Source organism: Paenibacillus sp. FJAT-26967 (genome assembly GCF_001541095.1).
In the GTDB taxonomy this organism is placed as follows: Bacteria; Bacillota; Bacilli; order Paenibacillales; family NBRC-103111; genus Paenibacillus_F.
The window spans coordinates 104,375-116,912 of the sequence record NZ_LMXH01000003.1 but is presented as its reverse complement, the minus strand read 5'-3'; the positions used below and the strand labels follow the sequence as shown (position 1 = coordinate 116,912).

13 protein-coding genes and 1 other annotated feature are annotated in these 12,538 nt (G+C 49.1%); of the genes, 2 read left to right on the top strand and 11 right to left on the bottom strand.

Annotated features, from left to right (window positions below; translation table 11 throughout):
- Nucleotides 1-101 precede the first annotated feature (101 nt).
- The 8 genes from AR333_RS15215 to AR333_RS15180 all read right to left on the bottom strand — a co-directional run bounded on the left by AR333_RS15215 (nucleotide 102) and on the right by AR333_RS15180 (nucleotide 7,996).
- The gene (locus AR333_RS15215) at nucleotides 102-1,307 is read right to left on the bottom strand and encodes a PLP-dependent aminotransferase family protein (protein ID WP_068776227.1); all 1,206 of its coding nucleotides are present in this window, start codon (nucleotides 1,305-1,307) and stop codon (nucleotides 102-104) included.
- A gap of 81 nt (nucleotides 1,308-1,388) precedes the next feature.
- Nucleotides 1,389-2,381, bottom strand: a complete 993-nt coding sequence (gene ilvC / locus AR333_RS15210; RefSeq protein WP_068776226.1) for a ketol-acid reductoisomerase — start codon at nucleotides 2,379-2,381, stop codon at nucleotides 1,389-1,391.
- Between the two features lie 162 nt (nucleotides 2,382-2,543).
- Nucleotides 2,544-3,032 (bottom strand): acetolactate synthase small subunit, encoded by a 489-nt coding sequence (gene ilvN / locus AR333_RS15205; RefSeq protein ID WP_068776225.1) that lies wholly within the window; start codon nucleotides 3,030-3,032, stop codon nucleotides 2,544-2,546.
- Nucleotide 3,033: 1 nt separating this feature from the next.
- Nucleotides 3,034-4,776 (bottom strand): biosynthetic-type acetolactate synthase large subunit, encoded by a 1,743-nt coding sequence (ilvB, locus tag AR333_RS15200; protein WP_068776224.1) that lies wholly within the window; start codon nucleotides 4,774-4,776, stop codon nucleotides 3,034-3,036.
- Nucleotides 4,777-5,338: 562 nt separating this feature from the next.
- Nucleotides 5,339-5,698 carry a 50S ribosomal protein L20 gene (rplT, locus tag AR333_RS15195; protein WP_068776223.1) on the bottom strand — a complete coding sequence of 120 codons (360 nt, stop codon included), beginning with the start codon at nucleotides 5,696-5,698 and terminating at the stop codon, nucleotides 5,339-5,341.
- A gap of 43 nt (nucleotides 5,699-5,741) precedes the next feature.
- Nucleotides 5,742-5,942, bottom strand: a complete 201-nt coding sequence (rpmI, locus tag AR333_RS15190) for a 50S ribosomal protein L35 (protein ID WP_068776222.1) — start codon at nucleotides 5,940-5,942, stop codon at nucleotides 5,742-5,744.
- A 61-nt stretch (nucleotides 5,943-6,003) separates the two neighbouring features.
- Complete coding sequence (infC, locus tag AR333_RS15185; RefSeq protein WP_068776221.1) at nucleotides 6,004-6,504, bottom strand: translation initiation factor IF-3; 501 nt, start codon at nucleotides 6,502-6,504, stop codon at nucleotides 6,004-6,006.
- A 57-nt stretch (nucleotides 6,505-6,561) separates the two neighbouring features.
- Nucleotides 6,562-6,703: a sequence feature (ribosomal protein L20 leader region), on the bottom strand.
- A 63-nt stretch (nucleotides 6,704-6,766) separates the two neighbouring features.
- Nucleotides 6,767-7,996, bottom strand: a complete 1,230-nt coding sequence (locus AR333_RS15180; protein ID WP_068776220.1) for a glycosyltransferase family 2 protein — start codon at nucleotides 7,994-7,996, stop codon at nucleotides 6,767-6,769.
- A gap of 1,066 nt (nucleotides 7,997-9,062) precedes the next feature.
- Here AR333_RS15180 and AR333_RS15175 point away from each other — a divergent pair.
- Together AR333_RS15175 and AR333_RS15170 are read left to right on the top strand one after the other, a co-directional pair.
- Nucleotides 9,063-9,590: a phosphatase PAP2 family protein gene (locus tag AR333_RS15175; RefSeq protein ID WP_068776219.1), complete on the top strand. Its 528-nt coding sequence runs from the start codon at nucleotides 9,063-9,065 to the stop codon at nucleotides 9,588-9,590.
- A 36-nt stretch (nucleotides 9,591-9,626) separates the two neighbouring features.
- The gene (locus tag AR333_RS15170) at nucleotides 9,627-10,763 is read left to right on the top strand and encodes a glycosyltransferase (protein ID WP_068776218.1); all 1,137 of its coding nucleotides are present in this window, start codon (nucleotides 9,627-9,629) and stop codon (nucleotides 10,761-10,763) included.
- Here the strand turns inward: AR333_RS15170 and trmB are convergent.
- The 3 genes from trmB to AR333_RS15160 all read right to left on the bottom strand — a co-directional run bounded on the left by trmB (nucleotide 10,760) and on the right by AR333_RS15160 (nucleotide 12,533).
- Entirely contained in the window at nucleotides 10,760-11,491 is a 732-nt protein-coding gene (gene trmB, locus AR333_RS15165) for a tRNA (guanosine(46)-N7)-methyltransferase TrmB (RefSeq protein WP_068776217.1), read from the bottom strand. The genes AR333_RS15170 and trmB overlap by 4 nt on opposite strands.
- 226 nt (nucleotides 11,492-11,717) lie before the next feature.
- Nucleotides 11,718-11,894, bottom strand: a complete 177-nt coding sequence (locus AR333_RS24695) for a hypothetical protein (RefSeq protein ID WP_156430925.1) — start codon at nucleotides 11,892-11,894, stop codon at nucleotides 11,718-11,720.
- Nucleotides 11,895-11,981: 87 nt separating this feature from the next.
- Nucleotides 11,982-12,533 (bottom strand): WGxxGxxG-CTERM domain-containing protein, encoded by a 552-nt coding sequence (locus AR333_RS15160; RefSeq protein WP_068776216.1) that lies wholly within the window; start codon nucleotides 12,531-12,533, stop codon nucleotides 11,982-11,984.
- Between the last annotated feature and the right edge of the window lie 5 nt (nucleotides 12,534-12,538).

Sequence of the window (12,538 nt, the reverse complement as noted above, 5' to 3'; positions counted from 1 at the left end):
TTATAAAAAAAGCCTGAAGCCGCTCTCTCGTATCAAGAGCGGCTTCAGGCCGGTTCGTTGCGGCTCCGTATCAGTATTAAGCAATACTGAATACGGGAGGATTAAAGACTTGGCGTTCCGGCAAGCACCGGCTTCAGAACGGCATCCAGACGCTCCATGCCGAGCTTCAGAACTTCCGGACTGGAGTATGTGAAGTTCAGGCGCATCGTATTGCGCAGCGGCTGATCCGCATAGAACGATACACCCGGGACATAAGCGACCCCATGCTGCACAGCAGTCGGCAGAAGCGCCTGCGTGTCGATGTGCGGCGGGAGCTCCAGCCAGATGAACATTCCGCCCTGCGGATCGTTCCAGACCACGCCGGGCCAGTTCTTCTCACGGAGCAGCTGCACCATGTACTGCATCCGCTTCTCGTACTCCGTGGAAATCAGTTCGATATGCGCATCCATATCAAAGTGCTCCATGAGCTGGTAAAGCGTCTGCTGGTCGAGTGTACTCGACTGGAGATCAGCCGCCTGCTTGGCTTGAGCGATTGCGCGGATAACTGCGCGATCGCCCATAACCCATCCTGTACGCAGCGCAGGAGCTACGATTTTGGAGAAGGTGCTCGTGTAGACCACGCAGCTTCCTTCCGGGTGTTGATCCAGGGAGAAAATGGACGGCAGCACTTCGGTTGTACCGAATCTTAGCTCGCCGTAGGGATCGTCTTCCAAGATCAGCACATCGTTGCTGCGGCATGCTTCCAGAAGCCCCTTGCGGCGTTCCAGGCTCCATACACGGCCTGCCGGGTTGGAGAAGTTTGGATTTACGTAGACCATTTTGGGTTTATACTGTCTGATTTGAGCAGCCAGATCGTCCAAGTCCATACCGTGACGGTCACTCTGGACCGAAACGATTCGCGCGCCGCGCGCCTGGAATACCTGAATGGCAGCCAGATAAGTAGGACGCTCCACAAGAATGACATCGCCCTCATCCACATAAATGCGGGTCAGCAGATCAATGGTCTGCTGGGAGCCCGTCGTCAGCATCATGTCGTCTGGAGTTACGTTCATGCCCTTGGCCGCCATCCGTTTGCAAATACTCTGACGCAGCGGGATGTATCCTTCCGTCAGCCCGTACTGCATAGCAGACGTGCCTCCCTCCATGACACGGCCCAATGCTTCTTTGACCGCATCGATCGGGAAAAATTCTTCCGCCGGAAGTCCGCCCGCGAAAGAAATGATGGAGCTTCCTTGCGTGAGCTTGAGGATTTCACGTACCGCGGAGGAGGAGAATGCCTCCAATGTTTTAGAGAACCGATAATTCATGATGTAGCTCCTTTCGTGTTAAGAAAACACCTCACTTCCGCATCGGGCATAGTGAGGTGCTGCTTATTAGATCAAGCTGTATTACTTCTTAATCCAGTGCATCAGTTCACGAAGCTGGGAACCGACTTTCTCAAGTTCATGCTCAGATTCGTTCTTGCGGGTAGCGTTCATGAATGCGTTGTTGGATTGGTTCTCCAGGATAAAGTCGCGAGCGAATTTACCTTGCTGGATATCCGTCAGAACATCTTTCATAGCTTTCTTGGTTTCTGCTGTGATGATGCGTGGTCCTGTTACATAGTCGCCGTACTCAGCTGTGTTGGAGATCGAGCTGCGCATCGAAGCCAGGCCGCCTTCATACATCATGTCCACGATCAGCTTCAGTTCATGCAGACACTCGAAGTAAGCCATTTCCGGCGCATATCCTGCTTCAACCAGTGTTTCAAAGCCTGCTTTAACGAGTGCGCTGGCACCGCCGCAAAGAACAGCTTGCTCACCGAACAGATCCGTTTCGGTTTCTTCTTTGAACGAAGTTTCGATAACTCCCGCACGGGTACAGCCGATACCTTTTGCATAAGCAAGTCCGATTTGCTTCGCATTGCCAGTTGCATCCTGCTCAATCGCGATCAGGCCGGGAACGCCGAAACCTTCTACATAAGTGCGGCGAACCATGTGTCCAGGGGACTTAGGAGCCACGAGGAATACGTCTGCATCTGCAGGAGGCTGGATTTGTCCGAAATGAATGTTAAAGCCGTGGGAGAACATCAGGGCCACGCCTTTTTTCATGTTAGGCTCGATTGATTCTTTGTAGACACGCGCTTGAGTTTCGTCCGGCATAAGAATTTGGATAACATCTGCACGCGAAGCTGCTTCATCGACGGATACAACTTCAAAACCGTCATTTTGCGCAGCTTGGAAAGACTTCCCTTGACGAAGACCGATAATTACATTGAGACCACTGTCACGAAGGTTTTGTGCTTGCGCGTGACCTTGGGAACCGTAGCCGATAATTGCGATTGTTTTGCCTTGAAGGGATGCGAAATCTGCGTCTTTTTCATAATACATAGTTGTTGCCATTGGATAATTCCTCCTTAAAATAAATAAACCGAGTATAAATTCCCATTGAATGGGCCTTTCAGCCATCACTGGATTGCAGCGGCAAAGAACTGAGAGCTGAAAGTCCCACTCAAGGGGACCTGCTTGCATTTGTCTGGAATAATCAGGAATATAAAAGAGCGGTTACTTGATCGCGCCGCGAATCATCGCAGTAGCGCCTGTTCTGGTGAGCTCACGAATTCCGTAGGAACGGAGCAGCTCGATCATGGCATCAATCTTGTCTGAGTCTCCGATTGTCTGAACAATCAGGGAACTCGGACCGATGTCAACGACTGCCGCGCGGAACGTATCCACAATTCCCAGAATTTCGGGACGCTGAGAAGGCTCGGCGTTTACCTTGATGAGTGCCAGTTCGCGGGCAACCATCGGGTTCTTGCTCAGGTCGATGACTTTAATGACATCGACTAGCTTGTACAACTGCTTGGAAATTTGTTCCAGAGTGTTGTCATCTCCATTGGTTACAATAACCATCCGGGAAAGTCCGATTTCTTCGGACTCCCCGACTGTGATGCTTTCAATGTTATATCCTCTGCGGCCGAACAAACCGGATACACGCTGGAGGACGCCTGGCTGATTGTTAACTAGAATGGAAATGGTGTGTTTGGTGATCATCTTAATCGTCCTCCCCCATCAGCATTTCGCTGATCGTGCTGCCCTGCGTAACCATCGGGAATACATTCTCATGCTTGGCGACAACGAAATCGATCAGAACCGGTCCCGGCGTGTCGAGCGCTTCTTTCCATGCGCGCTGCGCTTCTTCCTTGTTCGTAGCGCGGAGGCCTTTAACGCCGTAAGCTTCGGCCAGCTTCACGAAATCCGGGCTGCCTGCAAGATCAATGTGACTGTACCGGTTGTCATAGATGATCTCCTGCCATTGACGGACCATGCCGAGCACCTGGTTATTGATGACTACGATTTTGACCGGTATGTTATTAATTGCGCAGATGGCAAGTTCCTGCGAGCACATCTGCATACCGCCGTCGCCGTTGATCGAGACAACCAGCTTATCCGGGTTGCCCATTTGCGCTCCGATGGCCGAAGGGAATCCGAAACCCATCGTACCGAGGCCGCCGGAAGATACCCAAGACCGCGGATTCTTGAAGCGATAGTACTGAGCGGCCCACATCTGGTGCTGACCTACGTCGGTTGTAACAATCGCTTCACCCTGCGTCGACTCGTTGATCATCTCAATGACGTACTGCGGTTTCAATACCGTATCCGAATCCTTATAACGCAGCGGGAAGTTCTTCTTGCTCTCTTGAAGTCTGGCAATCCAGTCTTCCGCATGCGCCGGTTTCGCTTTCGTATTCGCATACTCCAGTACGGAGCGGATATCGCCGACAACCGGAATGTCCGTCTTGACGTTCTTGCCGATCTCTGCGGGATCGATATCGATGTGCGCGATCTTCTTCGCTTGTGGGGCGAAGCCGTCCAGTTTCATCGTAACCCGGTCATCAAACCGGGAACCGATCGAGATTACGAGATCCGCGTTCTGGATCGCTTGGTTAGCCGTATATGTTCCGTGCATGCCGGGCATTCCTACCCACAGCTCGTGTGCACTCGGGAATCCGCCAAGACCCAAAAGCGTCGTCGTAACCGGAATTCTCGTTTTGTTGATGAATTCGATCAACTGCTCCGAAGCATTCGAGTACACAACGCCTCCGCCGGCGATAACGATCGGCCGCTCAGCCTCGTCGATTGCCTTGATCAATTTCTCTACCTGCAATTTATTCGGCTGCACCGTCGGATTGTAGCCGCGGATATTCACTTCACTCACCGGCTGGTACACAGCCGTTTGTGCGGAAACGTCTTTGGGGATATCAATCAGAACCGGTCCTTTGCGTCCAGTGTTCGCGATATAGAATGCCTCATGGATTACCCGGGGAAGATCGTTAACATCGCGCACCAGGTAGCTGTGCTTCGTAATCGGCATCGTAATACCTGTAATGTCCGCTTCCTGGAAAGCATCAGTACCAATAGCCGTCGTTGCCACATTACCTGTAATGACAACTAATGGAACGGAATCCATGTATGCCGTGGCGATACCTGTAACCAGGTTAGTCGCTCCCGGACCCGATGTCGCAATACAGACGCCCACATTGCCTGTTGACCTCGCATAACCGTCTGCCGCATGAATCGCTCCTTGCTCATGACGAGTAAGCAGATGGTTGAAATCGGAAAATCCGTGCATGGCATCATAGATATACAATACGGAACCGCCCGGATAACCGAAGACGCATTCCACGCCCTCCAACACCAAGCTGCGCAGCAAGATTTCCGATCCGTTAATCAGATCCGGCTTCCGCATAGCTTCCATCAATTCTTCTTTTGATCTTTTGGCTGTCCCCACATTCATGAGAATCCTCCTCCCGTTCGTTTCGCTTAGTCTGATCTAGTCATGTTAACATGCAAAAAACCCCAGTCCTCCCCGCGCCGGAAATCCGGCGTCTTACGGGACGAAAGGGGTCTGAATTCTTCCGTGGTACCACCCTAGTTTGTCACATGCCTCACAGCACACGACCTTTACAGGTTACATCATGACTAAGCATAATGCACACTCGGCACGGTAACGTGTGCCATTCCGATTCTCCCTATTCACCAAGCGGTTCTTACTTCAACGTCCGCTTGCTTTTCAGGAGAACAGCTCCGAGGTGAGCTCGTACAAAGGGATTATGGCGATGGTTTCAGCGTTTCCTATCGCTCTCTGAGCATAAGGGCCCTTATAACTTCGTCCTCTTCACAGCCGATTTCTGATGAGTCTTACAATTTAGAATATTGATTTAGAGATAATTATATGCATGCCGATGACTATAGTCAACAACTTTCGGATAAATATTTAGAATCCTTTACCTTTCACCCTTCAGATACAAGAAATCGCCATACGCTATTGTGCGCATGGCGATTCGGAAAAATACCTATTAGGCGTTAACTTTTTGTTTGGCGGCAGTAGCCAGATCAGCGAATGCTTTTGCATCGTTGACAGCCAGCTCAGCCAGGATTTTACGGTTTACTTCGATACCAGCCAGTTTAAGGCCGTGCATCAGTTTGCTGTAGGAAAGACCGTTAACGCGTGCTGCTGCGTTAATACGAACGATCCACAGTCTGCGGAAATCACGTTTCTTTGTACGACGGTCACGGTATGCATACAGCAGGGATTTCATAACCTGCTCGTTAGCCGTTTTAAACAGACGGTGTTTAGAACCGAAATAACCTTTTGCTAATTTTAATACTTTTTTATGACGACGACGGGATGTAAACCCGCCCTTGACTCTTGCCATAATGATGACCTCCTAAACAATTTTGGGTAAGGGTGCAATGAAATTACTTGATTTGTGCAAGACCTTGCTTCAGGCGTTTTACGTCGCCAGGAGCCATAACCGGATTTGTAGCAAGAACGCGCTTTTGACGGCCGGATTTGCCGCTGAGCAGGTGGTTTCTGTAAGCTTTGTATCTTTTCACTTTACCAGTACCAGTAATTTTAAAACGGCCTTTCAAGCTGCTGTGGGTTTTCATCTTAGGCATCTAGAAGTTCCTCCTCAAATAAAATTCATAGGGCAGGGCGCGTAAATACGCGCCCAGTAATTTAGACAGTTACTTTGGGTGTCAAGATCATAATCATGCTGCGGCCTTCAAGCTTTGGAGCGCGCTCCATGCTGGAGATTTCCGCCGTCTCAGTCGCAAGACGTTCAAGCACTCTTCTGCCGTTCTCAGCGTGAGCAATCTCACGGCCGCGGAAACGTACAGACGCCTTCACTTTATCACCGTCACTCAAAAATTTAACCGCATTGCGCAGCTTCGTCTGGAAATCATGCTCGTCGATCGTAGCGCTCAAGCGAATTTCTTTGATGTCCACAATTTTCTGGTTCTTGCGGGCTTCTTTTTCTTTCTTTTGCATTTCGTACCGGTATTTCCCATAGTCCATGATGCGGCAAACCGGCGGCTTGGCCGTAGGCGCTACGTTCACCAGATCCAAATTAGCGTCGATAGCCATTTGGAGTGCTTCGCGAATCGGTTTAATGCCGAGTTGTTCGCTTTCAGGTCCAATCAGGCGGACTTCCTTCGCGCGAATCTCATCGTTAACCATGTGATCTTTACTAATATTCTCCACCTCCAACCATTGTTTCCAACGCTTTTATGCGTGGACATAAAAAGAGGATGCAGGCTTATCAGCCCACATCCCCATAGTTCGTTTTATGTGTTAAAAACAGAACGTATTGGTTCGTATCGTATAACCAGCCGACATAATCGGTCAGGTGAGAAGCGGGCTGCCTCTTCTTTATGATTTATGCGATTGTGCAATCACTCGTACTAGTATATCATCACCGCAGCATCTAGTCAACTAAATTCTAGCTGACCTGCTTACTCTGTACATCCTCAAGGCGGATAACACGTGTATGTTTCGTGTGACTCCACTGCTTGTTGTTTTGCGTGAAGAAGGCATAGACGGTGATCGGCCACCAAGAAAGCATAAAGATCGGGTAAAGAATCAAATACTTGTAAGTTTTGATGGACGCTTTCTCGATAAACAAGGACAGAGGCAGCATGATGTAGATGGAGATCGCCACCACATTGATTACCGGTGCCAACTCGTACAGGTTCAGATCAGCTCCGCCTGGTACGACAGCCTTAACCCAGAGGGCCACGCTTAACAACGAACCGAAGAAGTAGTTGTATACGTTGGCCGAATAAAACGCGGCGTCGATCTTCGTCCAGCTGCGCTCCTTGATTCCCTGCCAGAGCAGCGGGAACAGATAGCGGCGGCAGACGTCGAAGTGACCCTGCATCCAGCGCAGACGCTGCTTGGCTGAAGCGCGGAAGGACAACGGCTTCTCGTCGTATACTTTCGCGTAATAGTTCATCGTCGGTTTGATGCCGAGTTTAACGCAGCGCATAGAGAACTCCAAATCCTCTACAAGGCTGGTCGCTCCCCAGCCGATCTGCTTGAGGAGCTTCGATTCAAAACACATACCCGTGCCGCCGAGATAGTTGGCCAGTCCCAGATTCGTACGCGGTACCTGCCAGAAACGGTTAGCAAAGTAGTACGAAATCGCGTACGAGGCTGTTACCCACGAATCGTTAGGATTCTTGGTATCCAGGTAAGCCTGGATCACTCTGGAACCGCTGCACAGATCGTCATTCATGTGGCGAAGATAATCATCGCCAACTAAGTTGTCCGCATCAAACATGACGACTGCGTCATAAGAACGCGGACGCTTCCAAAGTTCTTTGAGCATCCACTCAATGGCATACCCTTTACCGCGCAGATTAGGGTTATTGCGTTCGCACGCGATTAATCCATGACTGCGTACAATATCGGCCGTGCTGTCTGTACAGTTGTCACAAATAACAAACACATCGTACATTTCTTTCGGATAATCGAGCTGCTTGAGATTTTCAAGTAAAGCTCCGATAACTTCTTCTTCATTATGCGCCGCTACCAGTACTGCAAATGACTTCTGCGGCGGATGCTGCGTTTTCTTTTTCGGAAGCTTCCAGCCAAAGAACGTAAGAAATAACTGGTACGCACCGAATAACACTAATACAATTTGCAAGACCAGCAAAATTGTATCCAGCATCGTAAAACCCCCTTTTTAATGTTCACAACAAAGTCTGTTTATATATATATCGCTTTGTATGTAACCCATTCTGTTCCAATTGAAGCCAATGTAATCGTTCTTGATTGTGACGGGTTTGCAAGCTTTTGTCAAAACCGTATAACGGGGCGATTCCGGCAGATCCACCATTTTACCGTTAAAAGAGCCCTTTAAGTTTGACGTCACTCGTTCTGGTTCACGATTACGGCTTCTTCCCCCGGTTTTCTGGTTTTTTGTGACTTTGGCCTCTGTATTGAGTCGGTTAAGGCCTCTATATTTGGGTAATAACTCTTGCTGCTTCAGTCATCCGTTCTATTATAATCGACCCGGGAGGTCAAAAACAACTTTAACTAACCGATGCCGGACGCCTGAGCCCGTAAGGCCGGGAATGGTAAAACCACTGCTTTATAAGCTCTGTGTCGGCACCTACAACATTCGTAAGCAAGAGCCAAAATTGAGTCCTCTTACCTGGTTACGTACCGTATCCGTTCAAAGTATGCCTCTTATTTCGACGTTTTCTGCAGAGCTCTTCCCGCTAAAGGAATTTTACATTCTTATTCGTCCTACATGTAGAACGATTCTCTAGTGCAAAAGGTTCCGTTTCTCAGACATTTCTTTTTGTCTTTCCATGAGATACTGGGCCGTTCCCTATTGGGGAGTTCTATTATTTCCCGGCACAGCAGCGATGGCAGCCCTTACATTGTCTGTCCTTCAGAGTGAACGCGGACAGTCCCATACTATCTTAAACTCATTCGGTAAAACCAAAGCAGTATTTTCCAATAAAATTCTGATTTTGAGGTCTATATAATTTATATATTTTAAACGGGTTTCGCATGTATCGCGCCCTGATATCCCGTCTAAACTAAATGCTGGACAAAAAAATTCTAAAGCAAGGCCCTTGATACTCCGCTAACAAATATCCACTATACTGAAAAGGAACTCAAAAAGGAATGGTAAGTCAAGGCAGCTGCCGTTTTAATCCGGTCTTAAGAGTTTACAATTAAGTAATCTGCAGCAATAGCGGTCAATAAAGACAAGGGAGGAATTCATCTTGAAAGTCATCCACTGGATGCACCGACACGAGATCCGCATGTTCCTTTACGTCAATCAGCGCTTCCGCGGCAAAGTACTGGACGCCATTGTCGGCACCCTCACCCATCTCGGGGGAGCCACTGCCACCATTACAGTGACCCTTTTGCTTGCGCTATTCGGCAACGGAGCTTGGCAAACAACCGGGATTCAAGCTCTTGCAGCTCTCGCTGTCAGTCACATCCCTGTAGCTCTAGTCAAACGATTCTATCCGCGTCGTCGTCCTTATCTTGTCATCCCGAATACCAGAATATCCATGAATCCACTGGAAGATCACAGCTTTCCTTCCGGACACTCTACAGCGATCTTCGCCGTTACGGTCCCCTTCGTCGCGGCTTTTCCCCCACTCGGGTTTGTCTTGATCCCGCTCGCCCTTGCAGTAGCTCTATCTCGTATGTATCTGGGACTCCATTACCCGAGCGACTGCCTTGCGGGAGCCCTGCTCGGAACAGGATCGGCGATAGCATCCGTTTCGATATGGCCCTGACTTCACCACTATAAAAGGAAGACGGTGATAAAGCCCTTGCGAAGAAAAAGAGTTCTCCTGCTCTCGGAAGGATTCGGCTCCGGTCACACTCAGGCTGCCTATGCCTTAGCGGAGAATCTGCGGCAGCTTCACCCGGGTATCCAGACCCGCGTAATGGAACTAGGGAGTTTCCTTCATCCCACATTAGCCAGATGGTTTTTTTCCGCTTATCGCAAAACCGTAAGTTCACAGCCTAAGTTGTATGGGAAACTGTATCGTTTTCAATACAAAAAACCTCTTAATCCATTAACCCAACTGGCCCTGCATCGTATTTTCTATGCTCAGACCGCTCATTTAATCGACAGACTGCAGCCGGACACTATCGTATGTACCCATCCATTCCCGAGCATCGTTGTCTCCAGACTTAAGCGTGCAGGCTTGAATATACCGTTATGTACGGTCATCACGGACTATGATGTACATGGGACTTGGATCAGTCCCGAAGTGAATAAATATCTCGTTTCCTCGCAGCAAGTCAAAATAAAGCTGATGAAACGAGGCGTTGATCAGCAAAGGATTGAGATTACCGGCATCCCTGTGCATCCCAGCTTTCGCCAAGCACCGGACAAAGAGGACCTGCGCCGCAGACTTGGTCTAAATCCCCTCCCTACTGTCATGGTCATGGGGGGAGGCTGGGGGCTGATCGGCATTGATACTCTGCTTGCGAGCATGACTCGGTGGAAGGAAGAGTTACAATTTATTTTTTGCTTCGGGAATAACGGCAAAGCACTGGAGAGATGCATGCAGGACAGCCGGTTTCAACACCCGAATATTAAACTGATCGGTTATACCAACGAAATTGATAAGCTGATGGAAGTCTCCGATCTGCTGGTCACAAAACCCGGCGGTATGACTTGTTCAGAAGGCTTAGCCAAAGGCATTCCGATGCTGTTCTATGAGCCGATACCGGGGCAGGAAGAGAAGAATATGCAGTTTTTCATCGACACCGGGTGCGCAGAATTAATTAAGCGCGAAGAGACGATTCACCGGCGTTTCAAAGAATTAACAGAGTATGGGGCGCAGCTGCAGGAGCAAAGGGAGAAGAAAAGGCGGACCGCGCAAACCGGATGGGAAAGCGATTATTCCGCTATTATTTGGAGTCTGCTTCAAAAAGAAGAACAGCAATCCGTTTAGGACTGCTGTTCTTCTTTGAGTGAATCCACATGCTCTGCAAGAGCTTCTTCACCTATAACAACCTCGCACCGGAAAATATTCATTCCCCTGCCGGCAAATTTCGTTTCGTACTCGGTCATCACGTGATCCGGATTGAATCCTTCTTCAAAACCTCCGTGAAGATCAAGCGATATGTTTCTCATCCGAAGCCCGAGATCGGAGAACGAATTCAAAGAAAATTCGAAAAGGGAACGGGAATCGGTTTTGAAATGAATCTGCCCTTTGCCGTTCAGCACTTCTTTGTACTTATTCACGAATCCCGCATGGGTCAGACGGCGTCTGGCATGCTTCTTCTTAGGCCAAGGATCGCTAAAGTTCAAATAAATGCGTTCCAGTTCATTAGGTTCAAACACCTCTTCAATCCGTTCAATGTTGAACAGGGCTAGACGGATATTCTCTAGAGAAACATCCGTTTCAGACTCTTCTATCCCGTGCGCGATACGGACCTTTTCACTGGCACGCCGGATGAGTTCATCGTACATATCGACACCAATGAAGTTGATATGCGGATTCAGCTTGCTCATTTCACTAATGAAACGGCCTTTGCCCATACCAAGCTCCACATGGATAGGATTATCGTTGCCGAAAACTTCGGCCCACTTCCCTTTATATATAGCCGGCTCCAGAACGATCAGATCGCGCTGCCGCTCAATTGCTTCCCGGATTCCTTTTCTTCCTCTTAAACGCATTTTCTTGTGTTACCTCCCCTAATACCTTGTCCGTCCATCATTGAAAAAACGGCAAAAAACCGCATTTCATGTCGGAAACATGCTTCAAATAATAGACGATTCCCCGGGAAAAAGCAAAAGAAAAAACGCAAAGAAAGAGGTTGAATTCCTTAACAATTCAGGATGCTGCCGCAATAAATCTCTCTGATACAACCGATACCTGAAGAGGTAACAGGCGCGGAATAACTCAGTTGAAAAGAACGGCTTCCAGTTGGCGCCGTATTTTCGCCCTTGCTTCAGGTACTGCTGCAGGATCAAAGGGAAAACGGGCCCCTGATAAAACCATAGCATCTTTTAACGTTAGCTTTATCAGAAATTCGGGTTCTTCACCGGTATTTGCACGGGATTCTAAGTAAGTGGTCACGGTTACAGCCTCCTTTTATAAGGGGAAATAAAAAGGTGGAAAGGACATCCCCGAAGAGATGCCCCCCATTTTGTTCAAAAACATGAATTAACGGTTATCGATGCCATTCTCTCTCTTGTTGCGACCGCCCAGACCAGCCAGTCCTACAAGACCCAGCAGACCAAGCCATCCCCAGTCAATATCATTACGGTTGGTGCCGTAAGTACGATAAGTGGATGTGTCATAGGCTCCGCGGTTACCTGTACCTGTTGTGCTCATGCGGTCCATCATACGGTTGCCGTTGGTTCCTGTCGTTCCCGTAGTCCCATAAGTACCTACTGTTCCATGAGTGTTCGTTCCTGTGACAGCGTTCGTTCCTGTTCCTGTACCGTAAGTTCCGTTTCCGTACGTAGCCGGATTCGTACCGGTCAAGGCATTACGGCCGGTGTTGTACATGCGTTGGATTTGCTCTGCCGCTGTACCGTTGGTATTGGGCCCGTTCAGGGTCGTGCCTGGAGTCGTTGTGCCTGTAGTTGTGGTGTTCGTCGTCCCCATTGTGGCCCCCGTGCCTGTTGTGGCAGCTTGGGTCGTTGATGCAGCCCCGATCGCAAGCATGGACGTCAGAGCAACGGTAAGCGTAGCGTAGCGTAGCTTTTTCATGTACA

What these genes read in the sequence shown, in the direction of transcription:
- AR333_RS15215 (WP_068776227.1), bottom strand. Translation starts at nt 1,307, where the DNA reads ATGAATTATCGGTTCTCTAAAACATTGGAGGCATTCTCCTCCTCCGCG.
- rpmI (WP_068776222.1), bottom strand. Translation starts at nt 5,942, where the DNA reads ATGCCTAAGATGAAAACCCACAGCAGCTTGAAAGGCCGTTTTAAAATT.
- AR333_RS15160 (WP_068776216.1), bottom strand. Translation starts at nt 12,533, where the DNA reads ATGAAAAAGCTACGCTACGCTACGCTTACCGTTGCTCTGACGTCCATG.
- ilvB (WP_068776224.1), bottom strand. Translation starts at nt 4,776, where the DNA reads ATGAATGTGGGGACAGCCAAAAGATCAAAAGAAGAATTGATGGAAGCT.
- infC (WP_068776221.1), bottom strand. Translation starts at nt 6,504, where the DNA reads ATGGTTAACGATGAGATTCGCGCGAAGGAAGTCCGCCTGATTGGACCT.
- trmB (WP_068776217.1), bottom strand. Translation starts at nt 11,491, where the DNA reads ATGCGTTTAAGAGGAAGAAAAGGAATCCGGGAAGCAATTGAGCGGCAG.
- ilvC (WP_068776226.1), bottom strand. Translation starts at nt 2,381, where the DNA reads ATGGCAACAACTATGTATTATGAAAAAGACGCAGATTTCGCATCCCTT.
- rplT (WP_068776223.1), bottom strand. Translation starts at nt 5,698, where the DNA reads ATGGCAAGAGTCAAGGGCGGGTTTACATCCCGTCGTCGTCATAAAAAA.
- AR333_RS15180 (WP_068776220.1), bottom strand. Translation starts at nt 7,996, where the DNA reads ATGCTGGATACAATTTTGCTGGTCTTGCAAATTGTATTAGTGTTATTC.
- ilvN (WP_068776225.1), bottom strand. Translation starts at nt 3,032, where the DNA reads ATGATCACCAAACACACCATTTCCATTCTAGTTAACAATCAGCCAGGC.